The organism is Pseudovibrio sp. Ad26 (assembly GCF_001623285.1).
In the GTDB taxonomy this organism is placed as follows: domain Bacteria; phylum Pseudomonadota; class Alphaproteobacteria; order Rhizobiales; family Stappiaceae; genus Pseudovibrio; species Pseudovibrio ascidiaceicola.
In genome coordinates, this window is the sequence record NZ_LMCE01000146.1 from 262263 (window position 1) to 284936 (window position 22674).

Below are 22674 nucleotides of genomic sequence, written 5' to 3' on the forward strand. Positions count from 1 at the left end.
AAGTACATTCTTTTTAGTATCGACCCTAATCTTATCTTCAACTGACTTATTGCTAAGCTCAGCACAGGCAAATGTTCCGCTTGTGGTTCCCTCTGGCAATCGCCTTCAAAGCCAGCCGACCATCCCCAGCGCATCTGCAACGCGTACCAAAGCCTTCAAACGAACCTATGAAAAAAAGTTTCAACGCATTCTCAAAGTGCTTAAACGAGAAGGCCGCCTGATCAAGAACATCAAGAAGGTCGCCAGCCTTTACAACATAGACCCGGTGCATATCCTGGGAGCGATCGTCGGAGAGCATACCTACAATTACGATAGCCTCGACAGTGCTCAGGGCTATTACATGAAGGCCCTGCAATACGCGAGAATTCCTATTTCTTTCCAACATGATGGCGAGAAAGTCTGGAGTTTTGTAGAGCGTCCGCAGTTCAACACATGCCGCAGAGCGGAAACCAGCAACAGTCGGTGGAGATGCTACGAACTCGTCTGGAACACAAGATTCATGGGAAAGACAATCGGTGCAGTCCGCTACCCGCAGGAACCCTTTCACAGAGCATTTTTCAGACCAATGTTCGCAGGGCAAAGCTTTGGACTAGGCCAGATAACGCCGCTCACCGCATTAAAGATGAATGACATGGTCAGCAGCATCAGCGGCCTGCCAAAACTCAGCTCCAAAGATGCGTCAGGCCTTTACAAAACGGTGATGAATCCAAACAAATCAATTCACTACACCGCTGCAGTACTAAGAGACGCCATAAACGCCTACAAAAAGGTCGCTAACGTCGATATCTCCGAAAACCCGGGCCTCACGTCGACCCTATATAATCTCGGAAACCCTTGGGAACGTGCCATTTCCTACCGAAACAAACGTAGAATGACCCCTGCACATTTGCCCCGAGAAAATTACTACGGCTGGCTCATCAACGAGCGCATCGACGAACTCCAGGCAATCCTTCGTTAAAAAGGGGAGCACAAACTCCCCTTCACGCTCTCAGATAACCATTGGTTATTTTAGATATGGGTTGTTCAGCCTTTCGTGGCCAAGCGAAGAAGCTGGCCCATGCCCAGGCAAGAAAGTAATATCATCACCCAGCGGCAAGAGCTTTTCCTTAATTGAGGCGATAAGCGTATCATGATCACCACCCGGCAGATCAGTTCGCCCAATCGATCCTGCAAACAGAACATCGCCCGAAATCGCCAGTTTCAGGTCCTTGTTGTAAAACACCACATGCCCTGGAGCATGACCTGGGCAGTGTAGAACCTGAAACTCAGCACCCGCAGCAGTGACCACATCACCCTCAACAAGCCATTGATCTGGCTCCACTTTCTTGACGGCGTCTAAACCAAACTGTTTGGCCTGATCTTCAACACGATCAATCAGTGGGCGATCATCTTCATGAGGGCCAATCACTTTAACATTCAATGTTTCTGCCAATTCAGCAGCACCGCCAATATGGTCGATATGCCCATGAGTGATGAGAATATGCTCTACCGTCACATCCAGCTCTTTAAGTGCTGCAAGAATGTGATCCACATCCCCACCAGGATCAACAACAACAGCTTTATGCGTATTCTTGTTCCAGACGATGCTACAGTTCTGCTGGAAGGCAGTAACCGGTACAACAGTTATCTGAATTCCCGTCAGATCTGCTTTATTGCTGGCATCACTCATAAGTGCTTCATCTCCAAATTCCGAATTCCTCGCACCATACAGTAATCAGATATGCTGGGCTACTCTCAGCCCTTTCAGAAATCTGCTAATATTACGACTTTCAAATACAACTCCCAAACTAAGACCCAGCAAATACCATTTATAATTGCAGCGACAGTCAAACATGCAAATATCATTTGTCTTCGCAAAATTATTCGATATTTTAGATGTAAATAATGTGATTTTATCCTCCCATTTCTGGCTACACCCCCAATTTCATAGGGTTTTACCTCCACCTTCCCTAGGAAAAGCTTGCCCTATTACCAAACTGAACCCTATGATATGCCGCGCATACGTAAAGACTGCCTATGTTGAACTGGCCAATATTATTACCCGGCCAAGCAATTAAGGAGTGTTTGCGATGCAAGGCAGGTAGGAGCTCTTAACCAAAGCCCCACTAAGACATTTGATTTATTTTTTGTGTGTTTTCGGACGGGCAATTGGCTTTGAGAAAGCGAGTACATGCGGATACTGGCAGGTTTAAATCCGCAGGAAAGGCGATATTGTAATGCATAATGGGAATTCGGGTCGTCGTCCACGCAGCAAGCGAGGCGGCAAGCGCGAATTTGGGGATTCGCAGAATTTCGGCCCGGAGTTTGGGGCACCAGCATATTTTCCAGGAGATTCCGAGCGCGGCGCCTACGCGCCTCCTGTGGTGGAAAATGAACGCAGAGGTCCCTACGGTAACCGCAGTCCGGGAGGATACGGCGGAGACCGGAATAACGACTATCGCGCGAGCGGGCATGGCGACAATGACCGTGGCGGCGGGTATGGCAACCGTGGTGGTGGTGGCGGAGGCGGTGGCTTCCGGGACGGACCAAACGGTGGAGGCGGCGGACGACGCAGCTATCCACCTGTTGAACGGGGACCTCGCCAATCTGGCACTGTCAAGTTCTTCAAGCTGGATAAGGGCTTCGGCTTCATCACACCAGATGATGGCGAAAGCGATGTATTCGTCCATATCTCAGCTGTTGAGCGCTCCGGTCTGACGACGCTTGATAGCGGGCAGCGGATTTCCTTTGAGACAGAACCTGATCGCCGGGGCAAAGGTCCAAAGGCAGTTGAACTGCGACTGGAAGACGGTACAGCCTCATCTGACACAGCTGAATCTCAGCCAGAGATGCGCGACGACTTTGACAGCATAGGCCAGGACTAACCACCTTGGACCTGCACTGTCGATTTACTAAAGGCAGCACTTTGCTGCCTTTAGTTTTGGGCTCAGTAGAGTGCTTTGCGCCTTGTGTCCCTGCCCACCATCAGACTATAAGGCCGACAACAAACCTATTAACAAGAGCGCCTCTAGAGAACTCCACCCTGGCAGCAGCGCGCGATAAAGGCCAACAGGCGCCCACCATGAACTATCGGCACATTTACCACGCAGGCAACATTGGCGATGTACTCAAACATATCGTCCTCGCCAACATCTTGAAGTACCTCCAGAAAAAAGATGGAGCCTACAGAGTACTGGACACGCATGCCGGAATTGGCCTGTATGATCTGACCTCTGAAGAAGCCCAGAAAACCGGAGAGTGGCAGCAAGGCATCGGCAAAGTGCTGGAAAACCTTGGCGATGCGCCAGATCCAGTGAAGGAAGTTCTCGCTCCCTGGCTGGAAACAGTCGAGAATCTCAACCCGGGCGGTGGTGTACAATTTTACCCTGGCTCCCCTGAAATTGCTTGCATGCTAGCCAGAAAGCAGGACCGCCTGACGCTCACAGAACTTCATCCAGAAGATTTTGAAGAGCTGAAAAACAATTACGGCGGGGACAAAAAGGTCAAGGTCATTGCACTGGATGCCTGGCTCGCATTGGGTAGCTTCCTCCCCCCAAAAGAAAGACGCGGTGTCGTCTTGATCGATCCGGCGTTCGAAGTGGAAGATGAATTCGCACGCGTTGCAGATGGTGTTATCCGTGGTTGGAAGAGATGGCCAACCGGAACATTTGCTATTTGGTATCCGGTCAAAAACTTCAGCGCAGTTCGCCAACTCATTGCTACACTTGACGAAGCTGGCATCCGCAACACTATGAAAATCGAATTGTCGGCTGGTAAAGTCAGCAAGGACGCGCCAATGAAGGCCAGCGGGATGTTGGTCATCAATCCTCCTTGGACACTCACAAAAGACATGAACGCCGCCCTGCCATGGCTCTGCAAAACTCTGACGCAAGGCATCAACCCGTCATGGAACGTGGAGCAGGTTATTCCTGAGTAACCCCTCAGAACCTTTGATTGACCCAAAACAGCAAATCACTGATTGCTAGAAGCGCAGGGCCAAAGCTCATGCGCTTTTAGTATCTCGTCGCGCCTCATAAAGAGGCTGGTGCATAAACGCTTCCTGCAGGCAGCTATCCGCTGCTTCAGACCAGCCAGCCTTTCCGTGGAGAGTGTTAATGCGCGCGAGATCAATCCTAACTCTGTTGACTGCAACTGTACTGAGTGTTGCCACCGGAACGACGTTTGCTGCTGATCTGGTTTCTCCGGGGAGCTATGACACGACCATCCCGCAGATAGACGAAGAGGATTTCATTGATCCAAATGAGAAAGTCTATTTCGGATGGTCCGGCGACTATCTGCCAGCTTGTGACTCCGGTTCGGCACAAAGAGCCGTCGCACGACAAATCGCACGTGCTGTTCCAAGTTATTATGACGGATTAGAGATCAAACTGATCGAAGAAATTCGCGAGTCGGATTTCACGATCAGGCGGCCAAGCCCAGTGGGCCGCCGCTATTGCAATGGCGTAGCAACACTAAGCGACGACACCCGCCACCGCATCTATTACGCACTGGTGCAGTATGATGGCTTCCTTGGCCTTTCATGGGGCGTTAAAGCTTGCCTTGACGGCCTCGACAAGTTCAGGGTCTACGATGGCGAATGCCGGACGGTTAGGCCAGAGCAGGAAATCATACCCCGCTAACGCAACGCCTTGCTACATCATGCCTCCTAGGACTATGTGCACATGAGATTTATATTCGATCTCAGCACAGTCCTACGGGTTCACAACTGATGAAATACTATCTCGCCTACGCCAGTCATGACGGCCAGACTAAAAAAATAATTGGCAAGATCTCAGAGTTTCTTGAAAAGAATGGAGAAAAGATCGTCTTCCTCCCTCTTGTAACGGGGGTGGAACAGCTCCCAACTGATTTGAAGAACAACCGAATTCTCATTGGAGCCCCTATCCGCTATGGCTTCCACTTACGTCAGGTTCGCCAGTTTGTCAGCCGCAATTTGGCCGAACTGAATCAGGCACATACGGCTTTCTTTTCAGTCAACCTAACGGCCCGAAAGCCGGAGAAGAGCACCCCGCAAACCAACGCATACCTCAGGAAATACTTGGAGAAATCGAAGTTTGAGCCAAAGAAGGCTGCTGTCTTTGCAGGTGCTCTCAACTATCCTGACTACAAGCCGTGGGATCGGGTAATGATCCAACTCATCATGAAGATGACCAATGGCCCGACAGACCCCAAACTCACTGTCGAATTTACAGATTGGAATGCTGTCGAGCATTTTGCAAAGGAACTCATCCAGTAACCGCAAGCTCTGACACAATCAAATCGAAGTCCCTTGCATTATTGGAAGAAACACGGATATCGTGCAGACCACTCAATTCTCCTAGAGCGTATCACCGAATGCACCTCCGGGTTTCGGATAAGGATGCGCGTTGCAACATGATCTAGTGTTTTACAGGTGGCTGCCATGCAAACTCTCCGTTCCTCCAGCGCTTCTCCATTTGGTCGCAAAATCAAGCTCGCACTATACGTGCTAGGCTTCGCAGACAAAGTGAATGTTGAAGTTGCACAGACACTCGATCCCAATGACACGCTCCGCCAGCAAAACCCACTCGGCAAAATTCCATGTCTTGTCCTTGAAGACGGCAACGTACTCTACGACAGCCGCGTCATCACTGAATATCTGGACTATACGGCTGGTGGCGAGAAGCTGTTTCCAGCAGGTGCTGAACGATTTGAAATTCTGACCAAACAAGCTCTTGCAGATGGTATCTGTGATGCGGCAATCCAGATCGTTTATGAAAGCCGTATGCGTCCTGAAGAGAAGAAGCATCAGGACTGGGTGGATTATCAACAGGCCAAGGTTGATCGCGCGCTGACAGCCTTCGAAAACAACCCATTGCCAAAAGTCCAACACAACTCACCTGATGCAGCTCAGATCGCACTCGCATGTGCTCTTGGGTATCTTGATCTTCGTTTCGCTGGTGAATGGCGAAAATCATATCCAACACTCGTTGCATGGCTGGATGACTTCGCTTCAAGCGTACCGTCATTTGACAAAACCAAAGCTGAGCCGGGAGTTTAGGCAAAATGGTCATCCTCCGCACATCACCAACTTCCCCTTATGGACGAAAAGCGCGTATCGCTGCTGCAGTTCTGGGACTTCAGGAACTGGTGAAAGTCGATTGGGCTGACACAAGAGCATCCGAGGGCTCTTTGTACGAGCAGAATCCACTTGCAAAAGTCCCGACACTTTTGCTGGAAAACGGCGACATCGTCTATGACAGCCGCGTCGCACTGGAGCTGCTCGACACTCTGGCTGGCGGAGGCAAGATTATCCCTGCAGATGACACCCGCATCTCAATCTTGACAAAACAAGCAATGGCGGATGGCATCAGTGATGCCGCCATTCAGGCTCAGATTGAAACAAGGAACCACCCGGAAGAGCACTGGAACCGGACCTGGATAGACCGCCAGCAAGGAAAAGTTGATCGCACTTTGAAAGCCTTCAATGACCATCCTTTGCCAACCCCAGCCGAAACCAATGTCATTCCGGACTGTGCCCAGATCGCACTTGCTTGTTCATTAGGTTATCTCGATTTACGAGCGAATGGGGATTGGCGGCAGAACAACCCGCAACTGGTTCGATGGCATGAAGCTTTTGTTGCGCAGGTTCCGGCCTACAACGAAACACAGGCACCAGAAATGCTTGAAAGAAGCTGAAAGCAAAAAAGGCGCATGCCGGAAGCATGCGCCTTTAATGCAGAAAATCAGTTCAATTAGAACTTCATGGAAACGCCTGCACGTACCAGATTTTCATCAATCTTAGTTTTTTCAGTGTCGCCACCGAAGTCAAACTTCTGATCGCCGAAGTCCTGATACAGGTATTCAAGGCGAGCAGTCAGAGTGTCGGTTACAGCGTGTTCAACACCAGCACCTACAACGTAACCAATAGCGGTTTTCTCATCCTTGCCTGAAGAGGATTTTGCAGTCAGGTCTTTGAATGCAGCACCACCTGTACCGTATACAAGCGTACGGTCGAGAGCATAACCTGCACGAGCGCGAACAGTTGCGTTCCAGTCGGACTGCAGCTCTACGCCAGCGCTTTTCTCTTCAAGGTCATTGTACTGAATGTCAGCTTCAGCACCCAGGACAACACTTGGAGCAACCATGAAGTTGTAACCGGCATGAACGCCCGCAGTTACACCATTCTGGTCGTCATCCAATGCACCGGATGCACCACTTTTGCCATCAGCGCCGAGGAATCCCCAACCAGCGTTGGCACCGATGTAAGCACCAGACCAGTCATACGCAGAAAAGGTCGCTGGTGTTTCATAAGAAATTTCTGGCTGAACTGGCTGTACTGGCTGAGGGAGGTCAGCAGCAAGGGAAGTGCCGGCCATCAGACCGAAAGCAATAGCGGTACAAGACGCAATACGCAGCATGTATCATTCTCCAACAAATTATAAACGGAGCGCATGAAACGCATCCGCTGGGGGAAGGCGATCAAATGAGACCGCCCCGGGATGGAGAAAGGTATGATTTGACTTTGTGGCTGGATCTGACACGAATTCTGGTTAATTCAAGGCAAACTACAGAAAGAATATGGCGCATTTGACAACCTGTTGTTTACGCTAGGTAATATACACTATTTGAGTGGCCTTTTTACTACACACAGGCTGTGATCAATTCTACCAACTGAAATTTTTGCAGAGATCTGCTGTCAAAAGTGATCTGAGACACTTCAAGAACGCTGCAAACCTGTCTATATACCCGGTCAGACTCCTGTATGCCCCCTTTGGTGTAGCAAATAACCTTACATAATTGGAATTTCAGCCTATGCTTTTCTCATATGCTGCCCTCCTCGGAGGTCTCGCACTATTGATTTTTGCCGGTGACTTGCTTGTACGCGGCGCTGTGTCAATTGCTCAGGCTCTGGGAATTCCAACTCTCATCATCGGTTTGACCATTGTCGCCTTTGGTACCTCTGCACCAGAACTCTTTATCTCTCTGAAAGCTGCCCTCGACGGAGTCAGCGGCGTTGCAATCGGTAATGTTGTCGGCTCCAACATCGCAAACGTGCTACTGGTTCTTGGTGTACCTGCTCTGATCGCAACAACGCCATGCGATGAAAATGGAGCTCACAGAAACGCTCTGTTCATGCTTGTGGTCTCCGTCATTTTTGCAGCACTCTGCTTCATGGGCACGCTAACCCATTATGCAGGTATCGGCCTTCTTGTTTTGCTTCTAATCTTTCTGGGGGATTCAGTACGCGCAACCAAGAAGCATAAAAAAGAGAACGGCTCTTGCTGTGTAACGGCTTCTGATGGAGATGAAGAAGACGATCTCGACGTCGATTCCGTTCCAGAAAATAAAGCGATTGCAGCACTCTTTCTCGTTCTGGGCCTGATCGGCCTGCCGCTTGGAGCCCAGCTGACGATCTCCGGGGCAACTGATGTGGCATCATCTTGGGGCGTGTCCGATGCTGTTATCGGCCTGACTGTCGTTGCTCTTGGCACCTCGCTGCCAGAGCTTGCAACAACCGTCATGGCAGCCCTCCGTCAGCATTCAGCAGTGGCTCTCGGCAACGTCATTGGCTCAAATGTATTTAATCTGCTGGCGATCATGGGCATTACGGTCACAATCATTCCAATTCCGATCCCAGAACAGATCCTCGTCTACGACATCTGGGTCATGCTAGCCTGTGCCGTACTGCTTTATATCTTTGCCGCCAGGCGTCTGTGCCTCGGCAAAGCATGGGGCATATTCCTTAGCGTTGCCTATGTCGCTTATATCTACGGCGTATTTGCTCTGGATTTCATCTAGGACACACAACTAAAACACTTCTGAGAGACCGCACCTGCCGTTGAATCGGATAAGGTGCGTTTCCATATTTTATTTCAGCATACACCGAGAGTAATTGGATCATGGCTAAAGACACATCTGACATGCCTGCTCAAGCAGAAGACAATGTCGATGTGCCCCAAAGCAATCCAGACATCCAGTTTGAAAGCAACGCCGCCCCGCGCAAACCTGGCGTAAAGGGCGTTGAAGTCATTGCGGACTTCGTAAAACGCTTGCCCCTTGGCCCCGGCGTCTACCGCATGTTTGATGAGGACGGCGAAGTCCTCTATGTGGGCAAAGCTCGGTCACTGAAGAAGCGCGTCACAAGTTACACTCGGCTTCAGGGCCAGTCCAACCGCATTATGCGGATGATCATGGCAACTGCTGCCATGGAGTTCGTTGAAACCCGCACAGAACCAGAAGCCTTGCTGCTGGAAGCAAACCTCATCAAGCGTTTACGCCCTCGCTTCAACGTTCTCCTGCGTGACGACAAGTCCTTTCCATACATCTTGATCAGTGCTGACCATGAAGCCCCTGCCCTGATCAAACACCGCGGAGCTCGGGCTCGCAAAGGCGATTACTTCGGACCATTTGCATCCGCTGGCGCTGTCAATGACACCATCAACGCCATGCAAAAGGCGTTTCTCATCCGCAACTGCTCCGACAGCTACTATTCCAATCGCTCACGCCCTTGCCTGCTTTATCAAATCAAGCGTTGTGCAGCACCCTGCACTGGCGAGATCTCCATTGAGGACTACAAAGGACTTGTCGCTGAAGCAAAATCCTTCCTCTCAGGCAAAAGCCAGCTCATCAAGCAAGACCTGGCAGTCGCTATGGAGAAAGCCTCAGAGAACCTCGACTTTGAACAGGCGGCTGTCTATCGCGACCGCATTTCTGCATTGTCACATGTCCAGAGCCATCAAGGCATCAATCCGCAGAGCATTGAAGAAGCAGATGTTTTCGCCACCTATCAGGAAGGCGGCCAGACATGCGTGCAAGTCTTCTTCTTTCGCACGGGACAAAACTGGGGCAACCGCGCATACTTTCCTAAAGCGGATAAAAGCTACGAACCCGCGGAAATTCTGGAGAGCTTCCTCTCCCAGTTCTACGAGGATAAACCGCCACCACGTATGGTCTTGCTCTCACATGAACTGGAAGAGCAAGAACTACTGGTAGAAGCCCTCTCTGCAAGGGCCAATCGCAAGGTCGAAGTTGCAATACCAAAGCGCGGCGAAAAACGCGAATTGGTGGAGCATGCGCTCACGAATGCCAAGGGCGCTCTTGGCCGTAGGCTTGCTGAGACATCCAGCCAGCTGAAGCTTTTGAAAGGCGTCGCCGAAGCCTTCGATCTGGACCGTACGCCACGTCGCATCGATGTTTTCGATAACTCCCACATCTCAGGCACCAATGCTGTTGGCGGAATGATTGTTGCGGGCTCAGATGGTTTTGCAAAAGGCCAGTACAGAAAGTTCAACATCAAGTCGGAAGACCTGATCCCGGGCGACGACTACGGCATGATGCGAGAAGTGCTCTCACGCCGTTTCGCCCGCCTGATGAAGGAGAACCCGGAAGGTTACGAGCAAGCTGCCCGTTTCACCACACAATCAAAAACTGAGCAAAAAACCGGTGAAGAAGAGCAGGATGTTGCGCCATCCAATGCTGACATCCCTCCATGGCCTGATTTGGTGCTGATCGATGGCGGTAAAGGCCAGCTCAGCGCCGTCCGCGAAACACTCGAAGAGATGGGCATCACGGACATCCCATTGGTCGGCATTGCAAAAGGCCCAGACCGCGATGCAGGACGCGAGAAGTTCTTCGTCACGGGCAAACAAAGTTTCATGTTACCTGAACGTGATCCGGTCCTGTACTTTGTGCAACGCATGCGAGATGAGGCACACCGCTTCGCGATCGGCTCCCACCGAGCCCGCCGAAAGAAGGCAATCGTCGCAAATCCGCTGGATGAAATTGCAGGTATTGGTCCGACAAGAAAGCGCGTTCTGCTTCGTCACTTCGGCACAGCAAAAGCAGTTTCAAAAGCTGGCATCGAAGATTTGCGAGCTATTTCAGGAATCTCCGAAAGCATTGCAAAACTGATCTACAACCACTTCCACGAATAATCACGGGATAACGCATTGTTTTCACAAATAGAAAACGACTATACGCTATTCTCATCAAAACTTAATAACCAAAGGTGAGAGCAGTGCGTTCAGACAGGGTATTATCAAAGAAAAAACCAAATACTCCGATCTTGCTTCATCTGGTGCGCGCAGGAACACTTGCGGTCACCTTCTTGCTCCTCGCCTCTTTATTCGCTCCCGGAAACCTGTTGAGCGAGGCGGTAGCTTTCTTCATCCCTCAGCTTATCGCAGTAGGTTTTGTCGGTCTCCTTCTCTGGCTCGTACTGGCCAGAAAGCTGCACTGGCTCCATTTACTCTGTCTCTTAGGATTGATCATCTCCAGCTTCTGGATGGTCACCAGCATCCGTCTCGTCACTCAACCTGTCGCAATTCTGGATAACCACCCCAAGAGCAAGACGTTCAACGTCATGAGCCTCAATCTCCTGCATATGCAGTTCGAGAAGGAGGCCTTGCAAGAGCTGATTGAAAAACGTCAACCAGACCTGATCGCGTTTCAGGAAACCGCAAGCGCAACTCCCCGCCTGAAAACATTCCTTACAGAGAATTATCAATACGCTATCCTGCCACCAGCAAAGCGCGACACTGATCTCACAGTCTTCAGCAAATTTCCGCTAGAGAACTCAAAACGAGTTCATATACCTGGCCTTGGGCAAAACGGGTACATCCCACGCGAGTTCCTGAGCGCAAATGTCGACATCAACGGCACCCTGATCCAGCTCTATGCAATCCACCCGGCAAGTCCACGCAGTCAACGTCGCCTGGACGGACGGACGACCTACATGAATTACGTGTCAAATTACATCCGGGAACAGCAGACAGATTCACCCATTATGGTTTTAGGGGACTGGAACACCCCTGTCTGGTCAGATACCTTTCAGAAACTGCTTTCAGATTTGAAGCTGAAAACAACGTTCACCAGCCTCATTCCGCAGACAACTCGATATTTTATCAATCCTTTTCTTGGAAAAGTGTTGGGATCAAAAGTCGATCACATCACCTCTTCTGAAGAAATTATAATCAAAGACCTCATAATTGACGAAGATGTCGGCTCAGACCATTTTCCAATCTTCGCGACACTTCACATATTACCCTAAAGTAAGCATATAATAACTTTCTAGGGATCGGTCCGGAGGGAAATTTGGAATGCCACGAGAATTGCTTATATCCTTCGATGCAGACCAAACCCTCTTTGATTTTCAACGAATTCTGGACGAAGCCCTCATCACCACCGCAAGTTTTTTAAGCCATTACTCCGACAAACCCATCACGCCCAAACGCCTCAAAAAAATACATAAATCCCTCGTTGAAGACGCAGACCCCAACAACATTCGCTATCTGGAAATTCGAAGAGCTTCATTTGAACAAGCACTTAATCCACTGAGTAATGCTAAGGATTTGTCTGAGCAAGCGCTGAAAATCTTCAAAAAAGTCCGCTTCGGAGACCCTTACTTTTACCCTCATGTCAAAGAAACGCTCGCAACGCTGAAGCGAAACTACAAGACAGCGCTCATCACCAACGGCAACTCATGCCCCAAAAGCGCAGGTATCGCCCACCTCTTCGATTTCGTGGTGATGGCGGAAGAGTACCCCTACAAAAAACCGGATCCCCGTCTCTTTGATGCCATGCTTTCAATGGCTGGTATGAGCCCCGACAAACTCATCCATGTCGGCGCCTCTTTGGAGCACGACATCGCAGGCGCAAACAATATCGGCGCCACTTCTGTCTGGTTTAACCCTCTGCAGCATGCCAATCGATCCCCTGTTCTGCCGGATCATTCCATAGCCTGTATGCGTGAATTGCCAAGTTTGGTTGCTGGATACGCCTCACGTTAAAAGTTTGCCGTGGAACCTTGTGAGTAACCTCCCAGGGTTCTGGCCTCTCTCACGAATCCATGTATGAAGACCTAATCAGATTGAACGCGATGAGGCGCGCCGCGCCGCGAAGGGCCAATGGCAAAACTATATTTCAATTTCTCCGCAATGAATGCTGGTAAATCCACTCTGCTGCTGCAGGCCTCCTATAACTATCAGGAGCGCGGCATGCGCAGTTTGCTGTTCACAGCAGCCCTCGACAATCGCACCAAGGTCGGAGAAATTTCATCGCGTATAGGTTTGAAATCAGACGCCCTCATCTACGACACAAAGCTTGATCTGTTCGCTTGTATTGAGGAACAACTCAAAGAGCACCAGTTCAACGCGGTCTTCATCGATGAAGCACAATTCCTGACAGAAGAACAGGTCTGGCAGCTGGCCCATGTTGCGGACCATCTTCGTATTCCTGTAATGGCTTACGGTTTGAGAACTGACTTTCAGGGCAAGATGTTTCCAGGCAGTGCCGCACTCCTCGCCATTGCAGATATCCTCCGCGAAGTGAGAACCATCTGCTGGTGCGGATCCAAAGCAACAATGGTGGCCCGCGTGGATGAAAGCGGAAACATTGTCGAAGAAGGTGATCAGGTTGTCATCGGCGGTGAGGAATCCTACATCTCACTTTGCAGAAAACACTGGTCCATGCGCAAACTTGGGGAACCTAACGGTGAAAACAAGGATGCGCTCGCCGACATGATGTGCGAACCTGTAGACCAATAAAACTACGTTTAGTCTGGGAGAATAAACATGGGCTTTTTCTCAAATCTGTTTGGCAGCAACAAAGATGAAAAATCAACGCCAGCTGCAAAGGCAGAAGAATTTGAAGGCTACCTGATTTACTCTGAACCTTCTCGCCGTGGTGGACAGTGGCAAACTGCGGGTCGCATCACCAAGCAATTTGGTGAAGAGACTAAAGAGCATACCTTTATCCGCGCAGACACACATGGCTCTGAGGATGAAGCAAAAGAGTTCTCTTCGCGCAAGGCAAAGCAGATCATTAAGGAAATGGGTGACGGGATGTTTACATAATCCCGTATACTCCCCCGAAGTCCTGCACAAATAAGCGTGCTACAATTGACAGGACGCACTTGGATGTGCACACCCTGCGTATGAGCGCTTGTTAGCCGCGTAAACTTGAAGGTTCATATGTCCCGTAAGCTTATATTTTCGCTTCCAAATATTCTTACTTACGGCCGTATTGCTGCTGTGCCAGCTCTGGCTGTGTGTTTCTATTTCCCAACCCACACCGCCCGTTGGATTGCATTAAGTATCTTCTTCATAGCTGCAATCACAGATTTCTTTGACGGCTACCTCGCCCGAATTTGGCAGCAACAGTCTGCTCTCGGTCGCATGCTGGACCCAATTGCCGACAAACTTCTTGTTTCTGTTTGTCTCCTAATATTGGCATGGGATCAAACAATCGGAAACTGGTCCATTTTTGCTGCCATCATCATTCTTTGCCGGGAAATCCTTGTTTCCGGCTTGCGTGAGTTCCTTGCTGAGCTTCGTGTATCAGTCCCTGTTACCAAACTGGCTAAATGGAAAACCACTGTCCAACTCGTTGCCTTGGGCTTTTTGCTCGCAGGTGATGCTGGCGATGTTGTTTTCCCCTACACCACATCAACTGGTATAGTGCTACTTTGGGTCGCAGCGATTTTGACCCTATATACGGGGTATGACTACTTCCGCGCCGGAATTGGCCATCTGATTGAAGACTAATTCCAGTAAAAGACAAGGCTTCCACGAAAAGGAAGCCATACAATACCGGGGCTCAATCTCATGAAAATTCGTTACTTCGCCTGGCTGCGTGAGCGCACTGGAACCTCTGAGGAAACCATTGAGCTTCCAGAAACTGTTAAAACCGCGGGCGAATTGATGAGTTGGCTCGCAGCTCGTGATGAAGGTTATGCATTTGCCTTCGAACAACCAGAAACCATTCGCATTGCAGTCAATCAGGAACACGTGGAAGAAGATCACGTTTTGTCTGGAACTGAAGAAGTTGCATTCTTCCCGCCAATGACAGGCGGTTGAGGAACACCTTCCCTCCAGCATATCTCAAAGTCTGCGAGTACCATGTCAAACAGCACCACCACAGAATTTACAGTCCGCGTTCAGGCTGAAAATTTCGACGTTTTAGCGGAAACCGACATCCTCACCAAAGGCCGTAAGGATGTCGGAGCTATCGTTACCTTCACCGGCCTCTGCCGCGATGAAGGCGGTACACTTGAGGCGCTAGAACTGGAACATTATCCAGGCATGGCCGAAGCTCAGATCTCAAAGTTTGCGCAGCAAGCCGTTGAACGTTGGCCTCTGACAGGCCTCACGATCATTCATCGTTTTGGCAAAATTCCTCCAGGCGACAACATTGTTTTGGTCATAGCAACCAGCTCGCATCGTCGAGCCGCCTTCGAAGCTTCTGACTTTCTAATGGACTTCCTGAAAACACAGGCACCATTTTGGAAGAAAGAGCATCTCAAAGAGGCATCCGAGGGAACTTGGGTCGAGGCCAAGGCAGTTGATGATACCGATGCAGCGCGCTGGGATAAGACGAAAACCAAATAGCTCCAGCATTCCATAAACATGCAGCACGCAACAATGAACTGGCACTTGCCTTGACATAGCCATGTTTGCCAGTTCAAATAGAAGCTAATTTGAGTTTATTAGGTCGCAATCGCGACCTCTTACCTTTTTTGCACCCAACAAACAGGTCTCTGATGTCTGCAGTTTCTGATCTGCAGCATGAGCGAGCACCTCATCCTGGGCTTTCCTTATGGGAAATTGTCAGCCTTGTTGCAGCGCTTATGGCGTTGAACGCGGTTGCGACGTCAATGATGCTCCCGGCTCTTCCGGCCATGAGCGCTGCATTGTCTGTCGCCGACAATGATCGCCAATTGGTGATCACAGCCTACATGCTTGGTCTCGCTTTTGCTTCGCTCTTTTTCGGTCCGCTTTCGGATACGATCGGTCGCCGAACCACACTGTTAATCGGCCTCAGCCTGTACATCATTGGCGGAGTGTACTCGACGTTCGCTGTAAGCTATGAGCACATGCTCGCGGCTCGAGCTCTTCAAGGTATAGGGGCTGCAGCACCGCGCGTTGCATCCATTTCAATGATCCGGGACTGGTACAGTGGTCGTCAAATGGGCAAGGTCATGTCCCTGGTCATGGTTGCCTTCCAGATTGCCCCAGTGATCGCTCCATTCCTCGGACAGATCGTCCTTTGGGTCGCTCCGTGGCAAGGCGTATTCGCCGCCCTCACGCTATTTGGCGTACTCCTTCTTGTATGGTGCTCCATGCGCCTTCCTGAAAGCCTCGCCCCAGTGAACCAGCGCCCACTGGAATTGCGTTCTGTCCTCAGTGCATATCGGTTAGCTCTCACCACACGTGTGACCCTTGGCTACATGATGGCAATGACATTCATCTTTGCCTGTCTGTTCGCATTCATCAATTCCGCACAACAAGTCTTCATGGAACGCTTTGCACTCGCTGACCTGTTCCCAATAGTTTTCGCAGCCATCTCAATCGCAATGGCCCTCTCCTCCTACCTGAACTCCCAGATGGTCGAGAAGTATGGTCTGAGAAAGATGTCTCACATGGCACTTCTCGGCTTCACGGCAACATCAGTCCTGACAGCAGCAATCGCCTACAGCGGTTCATTGACCATTGTTTCGTTCATCGCAATTCAATCTCTGGCAATGTTCTTCTTCGGCTTCATTGGCCCAAACTTCAACACCATGGCAATGGAACCATTGGGCCGCGTTGCTGGCGCAGGTTCAGCCATGATTGGCTTCATTACGACCCTGATCGGAGCCTTACTCGGCGCTGGTATTGGCAAGCTATATGACGGGACCGAACTACCCCTCGTCTATGGTGTGGCGCTATTCTCAATACTTGGCTTGATCTGCGTGCTGATCACAGAAAACGGCAAACTGTTCAAACCGCAGCACGAGCAGCAGTTCGCAGCCGAATAAAACAAGAAAGCCCGCTACTCAGTCAGAGCAGCGGGCTTTGAATTTTTATGCAGCGAAGAAATCAGCTTGCTACAAGCAACTCTTCTTTCGCAGGCTGCACCGCAGCCATGTAATCCTCGATCATCAGCTTAGTGATTTCACCCGGAGCAAAACTATGCGGTCCGATTTCGGAAACCGGTGTTACTTCAGCAGCAGATCCTGTCAGGAAGCATTGTTCAAAGCCTTCCATCTCTTCTGGCATGATACGGCGTTCAATTACCTCAATACCGCGAGCACGCGCCAGATCAATCACAGTGCGGCGCGTAATGCCATCAAGGAAGCAATCAGCAATCGGAGTATGAATTGCACCGTCCTTGATGAAGAACACGTTCGCACCAGTAGCCTCAGCAACACGGCCCTGCCAGTCAAGCATCAGCGCATCGGAATAACCTTTGGCTTCCGCTGCATGCTTGGAAATCGTGCAGATCATGTAAAGGCCAGCTGCCTTCGACTTGAACGGAGCAGTCTTTGGATCTGGGCGACGATACTCCGCCAAATCCAGACGAATACCCTTCAAACGTTCTTCTGGAGAGAAGTAGCTTGGCCACTCCCAGGCAGCAATTGCCAGATGGATAGTGTTGGACTGAGCTGAAATACCCATCATCTCACTGCCGCGCCAAGCAACCGGACGCAGGTAAGCGTCTGTCAGATTGTTCTCAGTCAGCATCTGTTTACACGCACCGTTAATCTGTTCTTCGCTCCACGGAATAGTGAAGCCCAGAACTTCTGCAGACGCATGCAAGCGCTTGGTGTGCTCTTCCAGCTTGAAGATCTCGCCGCCATAGGCGCGTTGACCTTCGAACACACTGCTTCCGTAGTGCAAACCGTGCGTGAGCACGTGCACCTTGGCCTCTGACCACGGAACAATTTTTCCATCCAACCAGATTGAGCCTTCTAGTTGATCAAAGGGTATACCCGCCATTTCTCTTCTCCATATGGCGAACAATTCACGGTGCAGGCAAAGCAAGGCCTTGCCAGTCAAGGTGTGTTCTAGCTAAATCAATGAATTCTGAAAGGATAGGTGTACAGAGCAGCCGTATTACAACTACAGATGATCAATACCTATCCACGATGTAAAACCGATGAAGAAATTAATTTTTCAACTATTGCGCACATGCGACGTGTTGAGTTCTTTCCTTTCTTCAGCGATGAGTAACTTGTAACTATCATTCTGAAATAAGTCAACATGACTGACGTATTTTTTGTAAGATTAAAAAATAGGCAGTTATCCGGGACGGGAAATGAATAAAAAAGACAGCGATTCACCACGGTTTGACCTTATTGAACTGTTTTTCTTCGCTTATCGCGATTTTACGGGTGATCCGGATGTGCTTCTCGATGAGCTGGGTTTTGGTCGTGCCCATCACCGTGTTCTTCATTTTGTGCACAGAAACCCCGGAATCAGAGTCTCTGACCTGCTCGGCATTTTAAAAATCACGAAGCAAAGTTTGGGACGTGTTTTGAAACAGTTGGTGGATGATGACTTCATTTGTCAGGAACCAGGAGCGTTGGACCGCCGTCAGCGCCTGCTTTATACCACTGAAAAGGGTACAGAATTTTGTGCCCGGCTATCCAAACTCCAGTCCCAACGTATTAATAAGGCGATCTCACTGATGCCAGATGGCAGTGATGAGATTGTCCGCCAGTTTTTATATCTTATGATTGATGAGAATGAACGTAGCGAAGTTGCCCGTCTCATCACCAAACAAACAGATTGAGGAATTACCGTGGCCCGCTCTGCTCTTCTGGAAGATGATGCACCTCACATTCTCCTGATTGATGATGACAGTCGTATCCGCGACCTGCTCCAAAGGTTTCTCGGTGAAAGTGGATTTCGGGTAACCGTCGCAAGAGACGCAGAAGAAGCCCGCCGCAGGTTATCCGGCTTGGAGTTCGACCTACTCATTCTGGACGTCATGATGCCAGGCGAAAGCGGAATTGAGCTCGCAAAAGACCTGCGCCGTTCCAAAGCTGTCCCTATCCTCATGCTTACAGCTCGCTCCGATATTGAAGATCGGATTGAGGGACTGGAAGCTGGTGTCGACGATTATGTCTCAAAACCGTTTGAACCGCGCGAATTGCTCCTTAGAATTTCTGCCATCCTCCGCAGAGGTGGCCCAAAGCCAAAAATGAAGCTCGAAGTCTTGGCGTTCGGCCCGTTCCAATACAACGCAGAACGCGGCGAACTGAAACGCAATGACGAGCATGTCCGCCTGACAGATCGTGAAAAGCAGATCCTCAACACCTTCGCAGAAAAGCCTGGTCAAACTGTAGCACGAACTGATCTGGTGGGAGCAGATGCTGCACTTGGCGAGCGCACAATCGACGTTCAGGTGAACCGCTTGAGAAGAAAGATTGAGGAAGACCCCGGCAATCCCTTGTACCTGCAGACTGTGCGTGGGATAGGTTATCGGCTTATTACCAACTAGCTGCCATTATATCAGCCAGCATACACGCAATCAGCGAGAGGACGATGGGCTTTTCAAACCGGTTCACACTCCCACAATGGATCAGAACGCTTTTAAAGCCCTACTTCGCGGTGACAAGCTGGCTGCACTATCGGCTACCGAAAGGCCTTTATGTCCGTGCGCTGCTGATCATCGTCATCCCTTTCCTGATCCTGCAATCAGTCCTCGCTTTCGTTTTCATGGAGCGACACTACGATCTGGTCACGCGCCGCCTGTCTGAGGCGGTGGTTCGGCAAATTGCTGCTGTTGTCGACATGACTGAAACCTACAATCATGACGACAACTATGCGACACTTAAGCAAATCAGCGCAGGTGCACTGGGTCTATCCGTTACAGTTCTTCCCAAAGAGCCTCTACCACCACCAAAACCAAGACCGCTATTTGATCTGGTGGATCGGTACATGACCCGTGAAATTGCTGCACGCATTGGCAAACCGTTTTGGATTGATACCGTCGGCGCTTCAAAGTACGTCGAAATCCGCATCCAGCTCGAAGACAAAACGCTTCGTATCATCGCCCGTCGCAGCCAGACGTATGCGTCGAACTCCCATATCTTCATCGTCTGGATGGTCGCCACCTCGCTGGTTCTGATCATCATCGCGGTCTTGTTCCTCAGAAACCAGATCCGGCCAATCGAGCAATTGGCAGATGCTGCTGAGGAGTTTGGCAAGGGTCGGCAAGTCTCCAACTTCCGTCCACATGGCGCTCGTGAAGTCCGCCGTGCGGCTCTTGCTTTCGTTGATATGCGCCGCAGAATTGAGCGCCATGTTGATCAGCGTACGACCATGCTTGCTGGTGTCAGCCATGACCTGCGGACCATCCTCACGCGGTTCCGTCTTGAGCTGGCCCTTCTTCCTCAATCTCCTGAGGCGGATGCTCTGCGTAAAGACGTCGACGAAATGAACCGCATGCTGGAGGACTATCTTTCCTTCTCCAAAGGCTATGGTGACGAGCCGCCTGCTCCTGTCGATATCTCGCTCATGCTGGAGGATCTGGAGGTCGAGGCAGAGGTTGTTGGCGCTGACGTTGCATCCTCCTTCGACGGAGATCCACTCGTCATTGTCAAAGGCCGAGCCTTTCGGCGCTGTCTGCTGAACGTGATTTCCAATGCTGCACGCTATGGCAAGACGCTGCGCATCAAGGGCAATCGAACGCCCGACTGGCTGATTATCACAGTTGATGATGACGGTCCGGGTATCCCTCGTGAAGAGCGGGAGAACGTCTTTCGTCCCTTCCACAGGCTTGATACGGCCCGCAATCAGGACAGCGGTGGCTCAGGTCTCGGTCTGGCGATTGCAAGGGATATTGTGAGAAGTCATGGGGGGGAAATCTTCTTGCGCCAGTCTCCACTGGGCGGCCTGCGCGTTCGTATACGCATTCCGATCTAGCCAACAATGTACAGGACATGCGAAGAGCACCACGTGACCTGTCATGCAGTGTTGAACCAGAGTTCCCGAAAGTCGAGATGAGCAAGGCGGCAGACAATGCCTGCGCTATTTATTAGTAATGAGTCTTCGGCAGTGGCTGCTCGCCTCGCCCGGGCTTTCTTTGAATGAACTACGTCGCCTCTTTTGCCTATAAGGCACGATAGCCGGTTTCCCGGAAAGACAATGGCTTATCCAGTCAGGTTTCCCTGACCAGACAGTTCCTCCGTCTTTGACAAACACTTCTGCAAAAGTGAGTTCCCTCACCGGTGCTCTTGCATCTATCACCGCGTGATACCCTATAGTCCTGGGCCCTTCCCCTCAAACCATGCGGTCACGTTTGAAGTTCGGTTCACCGGACCTCTGAAAGGTGCGTTACGTCTTCCAGAAGCCCCGCCCAACCTACGACAAACTGACGGTCGCTCCGCCAGCAGCCCGTTACGTAGGCATAGGTTCAGAATATGGGAGGAAGTCTGGAGGGGGATAAGTTTATCCCCTCACGCCATAAAGTACCGACAAACCTAGAGCGTGTTCTACAGCGTACCGCCGAAAAGTGGGAACCGGTTTTCGGATAAAGATACGCAAAAACAAAGGCTAATGCAGTTCAGATGTTTCAACCTAAATACGAACTGCTTTAGTGCATCCGGCCGCCGTTAGGCACCTTGCTGTCGGGATGAAGCAGAACGATATCTCCATTCTCATCCGCTAGTCCAAGCGTCAAAACTTCAGACATAAATGGCCCGATCTGGCGTGGTGGGAAGTTCACAACAGCAATGACCTGGCGCCCAACAAGCGCCTCAGGCGTATAGTGAGCAGTGATCTGAGCAGACGTTCTCTTCACACCAATATCATCACCAAAATCAATCTTCAGTTTGTACGCGGGCTTGCGGGCTTCGGGAAAATCAACTGCTTCAACAACAGTGCCAACACGCACATCCACATTCAAAAAATCATCAATACCGATGGTTTTCGTATCTTCTTTTTGGTCCATATTCTTCTCAATAACTCAAATTACAACGTATCTTTATCCGAAAAGTGGAAACCGATTTTTGAATAAAGATACACAAAAACAAAGGCTAAAGCAGTTCGCGTGTTTCAACCTAACGACAAACGGCTTTAGGGACTGGCTTCAGCCCCACCATTTGCAGTTTCAGGTGGAGGTGTGCTTTTACCTGCTGGGCGCGAAGGTCTCTGGCACAAACGTCCCAGCCCTTCAATAAAGGGAGCTGCCACTTTCTCAACGCGGCAAGCGCGGCCCACCCATTTTTCACCGTTCGCCAGCATATCGTCAACGGCAACCATAACTTTCGGGTGCCCTGGCGCATCATCCTCAAGCCAAACACGCACCAACCGCTCAAAACCCAAAGCCAAAGCATTGGACATGCCGACACTACGCAAACCAAATTCTTCAATGCCTGCTGCAACCAGCATCCACTTCATCGAGCGTGTCACCAGCTTGTGCATATGCATGGCCAAAGCCGGGTCCTTCACCACTGTCTTCCGTAGGTTACGGATCGCCTCTCTATGCGGCTCCATAATATCAAGCCGGCACATGAGGACGTCAAACAGCCGATCACGCCGTGTTTCATCCATAAGGTCAGGATCACGCTCTTTCAAAACTTTCTGATCAATGTCCTGCATAAAGGCTGCCAGCAGATCCAGCTTTCCATTGCAACACGCCCGCACCACCTCAATCTTCACACCAGCATTATCTGCGATCGCTGTATAAGTGATCTCTTCAATCCGGTGTGTTTCCAGCAACTCAATAAAACTTGCGATGACTTTCTGATGGGTCTTTTCGGTGGGCATGGCACGCTCCTGTATGGCCAACACTCCAGAGCGCGTTCCGTTTGATTGGCGCCAATCAAACACGTAGAAATCGCTCCACTAAAGAAGTTAGAGTGCGGAGCGTGAATGTAAATGAACGCGACCTGCTCTAACTACGCATCAACACCTAATCATACACACAGGAGCAGCACAGATACAA

General features: G+C 50.4%; 25 protein-coding genes. 20 read left to right on the forward strand and 5 right to left on the reverse strand.

Features of this window, described 5'->3' with window-relative positions; translation table 11 throughout:
• Nucleotides 1–49: 49 nt before the first annotated feature.
• Complete coding sequence (locus PsAD26_RS24975) at nt 50–958, forward strand: DUF1402 family protein (protein ID WP_244278333.1); 909 nt, start codon at nt 50–52, stop codon at nt 956–958.
• 45 nt (nt 959–1003) lie between these two features.
• On the opposite strand, the gene PsAD26_RS24980 is transcribed toward PsAD26_RS24975, so the two are convergent.
• Nucleotides 1004–1669 carry an MBL fold metallo-hydrolase gene (locus PsAD26_RS24980; protein ID WP_063312549.1) on the reverse strand — a complete coding sequence of 222 codons (666 nt, stop codon included), beginning with the start codon at nt 1667–1669 and terminating at the stop codon, nt 1004–1006.
• A 547-nt stretch (nt 1670–2216) separates the two neighbouring features.
• Between PsAD26_RS24980 and PsAD26_RS30380 the strand changes: the two genes are divergently transcribed.
• The 6 genes from PsAD26_RS30380 to PsAD26_RS25010 all read left to right on the forward strand — a co-directional run bounded on the left by PsAD26_RS30380 (nt 2217) and on the right by PsAD26_RS25010 (nt 6657).
• Entirely contained in the window at nt 2217–2864 is a 648-nt protein-coding gene (locus PsAD26_RS30380; protein ID WP_063312550.1) for a cold-shock protein, read from the forward strand.
• Between the two features lie 197 nt (nt 2865–3061).
• Nucleotides 3062–3916, forward strand: coding sequence for a 23S rRNA (adenine(2030)-N(6))-methyltransferase RlmJ (rlmJ, locus tag PsAD26_RS24990; protein ID WP_063312551.1), 855 nt, complete (start codon nt 3062–3064; stop codon nt 3914–3916).
• 178 nt (nt 3917–4094) lie between these two features.
• Entirely contained in the window at nt 4095–4619 is a 525-nt protein-coding gene (locus PsAD26_RS30080) for a hypothetical protein (protein WP_208985846.1), read from the forward strand.
• A gap of 89 nt (nt 4620–4708) precedes the next feature.
• Nucleotides 4709–5236 (forward strand): menaquinone-dependent protoporphyrinogen IX dehydrogenase, encoded by a 528-nt coding sequence (gene hemG, locus PsAD26_RS25000; RefSeq protein ID WP_063312552.1) that lies wholly within the window; start codon nt 4709–4711, stop codon nt 5234–5236.
• Nucleotides 5237–5401: 165 nt separating this feature from the next.
• Nucleotides 5402–6019 (forward strand): glutathione S-transferase family protein, encoded by a 618-nt coding sequence (locus PsAD26_RS25005; protein WP_063301233.1) that lies wholly within the window; start codon nt 5402–5404, stop codon nt 6017–6019.
• A gap of 5 nt (nt 6020–6024) precedes the next feature.
• Nucleotides 6025–6657 carry a glutathione S-transferase family protein gene (locus tag PsAD26_RS25010; RefSeq protein WP_063312553.1) on the forward strand — a complete coding sequence of 211 codons (633 nt, stop codon included), beginning with the start codon at nt 6025–6027 and terminating at the stop codon, nt 6655–6657.
• Nucleotides 6658–6713: 56 nt separating this feature from the next.
• On the opposite strand, the gene PsAD26_RS25015 is transcribed toward PsAD26_RS25010, so the two are convergent.
• A complete protein-coding gene (locus PsAD26_RS25015) occupies nt 6714–7379 on the reverse strand; it encodes an outer membrane protein (protein WP_063312554.1) in 666 nt (221 codons plus the stop codon).
• A gap of 394 nt (nt 7380–7773) precedes the next feature.
• Here PsAD26_RS25015 and PsAD26_RS25020 point away from each other — a divergent pair, with 394 nt between their 5' ends.
• From PsAD26_RS25020 to PsAD26_RS25065, 10 genes are all read left to right on the forward strand, one after another.
• Entirely contained in the window at nt 7774–8760 is a 987-nt protein-coding gene (locus PsAD26_RS25020) for a calcium/sodium antiporter (protein WP_063312555.1), read from the forward strand.
• A gap of 122 nt (nt 8761–8882) precedes the next feature.
• On the forward strand, nt 8883–10895 hold the full coding sequence (gene uvrC / locus PsAD26_RS25025; RefSeq protein WP_244278336.1) for an excinuclease ABC subunit UvrC: 2013 nt from the start codon (nt 8883–8885) through the stop codon (nt 10893–10895).
• Nucleotides 10896–10978: 83 nt separating this feature from the next.
• On the forward strand, nt 10979–12010 hold the full coding sequence (locus PsAD26_RS25030; RefSeq protein ID WP_084403828.1) for an endonuclease/exonuclease/phosphatase family protein: 1032 nt from the start codon (nt 10979–10981) through the stop codon (nt 12008–12010).
• A gap of 49 nt (nt 12011–12059) precedes the next feature.
• Nucleotides 12060–12749 carry an HAD family hydrolase gene (locus tag PsAD26_RS25035; RefSeq protein ID WP_063312558.1) on the forward strand — a complete coding sequence of 230 codons (690 nt, stop codon included), beginning with the start codon at nt 12060–12062 and terminating at the stop codon, nt 12747–12749.
• 117 nt (nt 12750–12866) lie between these two features.
• A complete protein-coding gene (locus PsAD26_RS25040; RefSeq protein ID WP_057463577.1) occupies nt 12867–13505 on the forward strand; it encodes a thymidine kinase in 639 nt (212 codons plus the stop codon).
• A gap of 27 nt (nt 13506–13532) precedes the next feature.
• On the forward strand, nt 13533–13814 hold the full coding sequence (locus PsAD26_RS25045) for an HlyU family transcriptional regulator (RefSeq protein ID WP_063312559.1): 282 nt from the start codon (nt 13533–13535) through the stop codon (nt 13812–13814).
• A gap of 117 nt (nt 13815–13931) precedes the next feature.
• Nucleotides 13932–14504 carry a CDP-diacylglycerol--glycerol-3-phosphate 3-phosphatidyltransferase gene (gene pgsA / locus PsAD26_RS25050; RefSeq protein ID WP_057463579.1) on the forward strand — a complete coding sequence of 191 codons (573 nt, stop codon included), beginning with the start codon at nt 13932–13934 and terminating at the stop codon, nt 14502–14504.
• A gap of 60 nt (nt 14505–14564) precedes the next feature.
• A complete protein-coding gene (gene moaD, locus PsAD26_RS25055) occupies nt 14565–14816 on the forward strand; it encodes a molybdopterin converting factor subunit 1 (protein WP_057463580.1) in 252 nt (83 codons plus the stop codon).
• 42 nt (nt 14817–14858) lie between these two features.
• Nucleotides 14859–15347, forward strand: coding sequence for a molybdenum cofactor biosynthesis protein MoaE (locus PsAD26_RS25060; RefSeq protein WP_063312560.1), 489 nt, complete (start codon nt 14859–14861; stop codon nt 15345–15347).
• 152 nt (nt 15348–15499) lie between these two features.
• Nucleotides 15500–16756 carry a multidrug effflux MFS transporter gene (locus PsAD26_RS25065; RefSeq protein WP_063312561.1) on the forward strand — a complete coding sequence of 419 codons (1257 nt, stop codon included), beginning with the start codon at nt 15500–15502 and terminating at the stop codon, nt 16754–16756.
• Nucleotides 16757–16817: 61 nt separating this feature from the next.
• On the opposite strand, the gene PsAD26_RS25070 is transcribed toward PsAD26_RS25065, so the two are convergent.
• Complete coding sequence (locus tag PsAD26_RS25070; protein ID WP_063312562.1) at nt 16818–17717, reverse strand: branched-chain amino acid aminotransferase; 900 nt, start codon at nt 17715–17717, stop codon at nt 16818–16820.
• A gap of 319 nt (nt 17718–18036) precedes the next feature.
• On the opposite strand from PsAD26_RS25070, the gene PsAD26_RS25075 reads away from it, so the two are divergent.
• Genes PsAD26_RS25075 through PsAD26_RS25085 form a run of 3 tightly spaced genes read left to right on the forward strand, consistent with a single transcriptional unit; the run spans nt 18037 to nt 20651 of the window.
• Nucleotides 18037–18513 carry a MarR family transcriptional regulator gene (locus PsAD26_RS25075; protein ID WP_063312563.1) on the forward strand — a complete coding sequence of 159 codons (477 nt, stop codon included), beginning with the start codon at nt 18037–18039 and terminating at the stop codon, nt 18511–18513.
• Nucleotides 18514–18522: 9 nt separating this feature from the next.
• Entirely contained in the window at nt 18523–19224 is a 702-nt protein-coding gene (locus PsAD26_RS25080; protein WP_063298291.1) for a response regulator transcription factor, read from the forward strand.
• 44 nt (nt 19225–19268) lie between these two features.
• Entirely contained in the window at nt 19269–20651 is a 1383-nt protein-coding gene (locus PsAD26_RS25085; protein ID WP_063312564.1) for an ATP-binding protein, read from the forward strand.
• A gap of 670 nt (nt 20652–21321) precedes the next feature.
• On the opposite strand, the gene PsAD26_RS25090 is transcribed toward PsAD26_RS25085, so the two are convergent.
• Together PsAD26_RS25090 and PsAD26_RS25095 are read right to left on the reverse strand one after the other, a co-directional pair.
• Nucleotides 21322–21678 carry a tRNA-binding protein gene (locus PsAD26_RS25090; RefSeq protein ID WP_057463587.1) on the reverse strand — a complete coding sequence of 119 codons (357 nt, stop codon included), beginning with the start codon at nt 21676–21678 and terminating at the stop codon, nt 21322–21324.
• Nucleotides 21679–21803: 125 nt separating this feature from the next.
• The gene (locus tag PsAD26_RS25095; RefSeq protein WP_063300241.1) at nt 21804–22496 is read right to left on the reverse strand and encodes a hypothetical protein; all 693 of its coding nucleotides are present in this window, start codon (nt 22494–22496) and stop codon (nt 21804–21806) included.
• Nucleotides 22497–22674: the final 178 nt, after the last annotated feature.

What these genes read in the sequence shown, in the direction of transcription:
- PsAD26_RS24980 (WP_063312549.1), bottom strand. Translation starts at nt 1,669, where the DNA reads ATGAGTGATGCCAGCAATAAAGCAGATCTGACGGGAATTCAGATAACT.
- PsAD26_RS30380 (WP_063312550.1), top strand. Translation starts at nt 2,217, where the DNA reads ATGCATAATGGGAATTCGGGTCGTCGTCCACGCAGCAAGCGAGGCGGC.
- rlmJ (WP_063312551.1), top strand. Translation starts at nt 3,062, where the DNA reads ATGAACTATCGGCACATTTACCACGCAGGCAACATTGGCGATGTACTC.
- PsAD26_RS30080 (WP_208985846.1), top strand. Translation starts at nt 4,095, where the DNA reads ATGCGCGCGAGATCAATCCTAACTCTGTTGACTGCAACTGTACTGAGT.
- hemG (WP_063312552.1), top strand. Translation starts at nt 4,709, where the DNA reads ATGAAATACTATCTCGCCTACGCCAGTCATGACGGCCAGACTAAAAAA.
- PsAD26_RS25005 (WP_063301233.1), top strand. Translation starts at nt 5,402, where the DNA reads ATGCAAACTCTCCGTTCCTCCAGCGCTTCTCCATTTGGTCGCAAAATC.
- PsAD26_RS25010 (WP_063312553.1), top strand. Translation starts at nt 6,025, where the DNA reads ATGGTCATCCTCCGCACATCACCAACTTCCCCTTATGGACGAAAAGCG.
- PsAD26_RS25015 (WP_063312554.1), bottom strand. Translation starts at nt 7,379, where the DNA reads ATGCTGCGTATTGCGTCTTGTACCGCTATTGCTTTCGGTCTGATGGCC.
- PsAD26_RS25020 (WP_063312555.1), top strand. Translation starts at nt 7,774, where the DNA reads ATGCTTTTCTCATATGCTGCCCTCCTCGGAGGTCTCGCACTATTGATT.
- uvrC (WP_244278336.1), top strand. Translation starts at nt 8,883, where the DNA reads ATGCCTGCTCAAGCAGAAGACAATGTCGATGTGCCCCAAAGCAATCCA.
- PsAD26_RS25035 (WP_063312558.1), top strand. Translation starts at nt 12,060, where the DNA reads ATGCCACGAGAATTGCTTATATCCTTCGATGCAGACCAAACCCTCTTT.
- PsAD26_RS25040 (WP_057463577.1), top strand. Translation starts at nt 12,867, where the DNA reads ATGGCAAAACTATATTTCAATTTCTCCGCAATGAATGCTGGTAAATCC.
- PsAD26_RS25045 (WP_063312559.1), top strand. Translation starts at nt 13,533, where the DNA reads ATGGGCTTTTTCTCAAATCTGTTTGGCAGCAACAAAGATGAAAAATCA.
- pgsA (WP_057463579.1), top strand. Translation starts at nt 13,932, where the DNA reads ATGTCCCGTAAGCTTATATTTTCGCTTCCAAATATTCTTACTTACGGC.
- moaD (WP_057463580.1), top strand. Translation starts at nt 14,565, where the DNA reads ATGAAAATTCGTTACTTCGCCTGGCTGCGTGAGCGCACTGGAACCTCT.
- PsAD26_RS25060 (WP_063312560.1), top strand. Translation starts at nt 14,859, where the DNA reads ATGTCAAACAGCACCACCACAGAATTTACAGTCCGCGTTCAGGCTGAA.
- PsAD26_RS25065 (WP_063312561.1), top strand. Translation starts at nt 15,500, where the DNA reads ATGTCTGCAGTTTCTGATCTGCAGCATGAGCGAGCACCTCATCCTGGG.
- PsAD26_RS25070 (WP_063312562.1), bottom strand. Translation starts at nt 17,717, where the DNA reads ATGGCGGGTATACCCTTTGATCAACTAGAAGGCTCAATCTGGTTGGAT.
- PsAD26_RS25075 (WP_063312563.1), top strand. Translation starts at nt 18,037, where the DNA reads ATGAATAAAAAAGACAGCGATTCACCACGGTTTGACCTTATTGAACTG.
- PsAD26_RS25085 (WP_063312564.1), top strand. Translation starts at nt 19,269, where the DNA reads ATGGGCTTTTCAAACCGGTTCACACTCCCACAATGGATCAGAACGCTT.
- PsAD26_RS25090 (WP_057463587.1), bottom strand. Translation starts at nt 21,678, where the DNA reads ATGGACCAAAAAGAAGATACGAAAACCATCGGTATTGATGATTTTTTG.
- PsAD26_RS25095 (WP_063300241.1), bottom strand. Translation starts at nt 22,496, where the DNA reads ATGCCCACCGAAAAGACCCATCAGAAAGTCATCGCAAGTTTTATTGAG.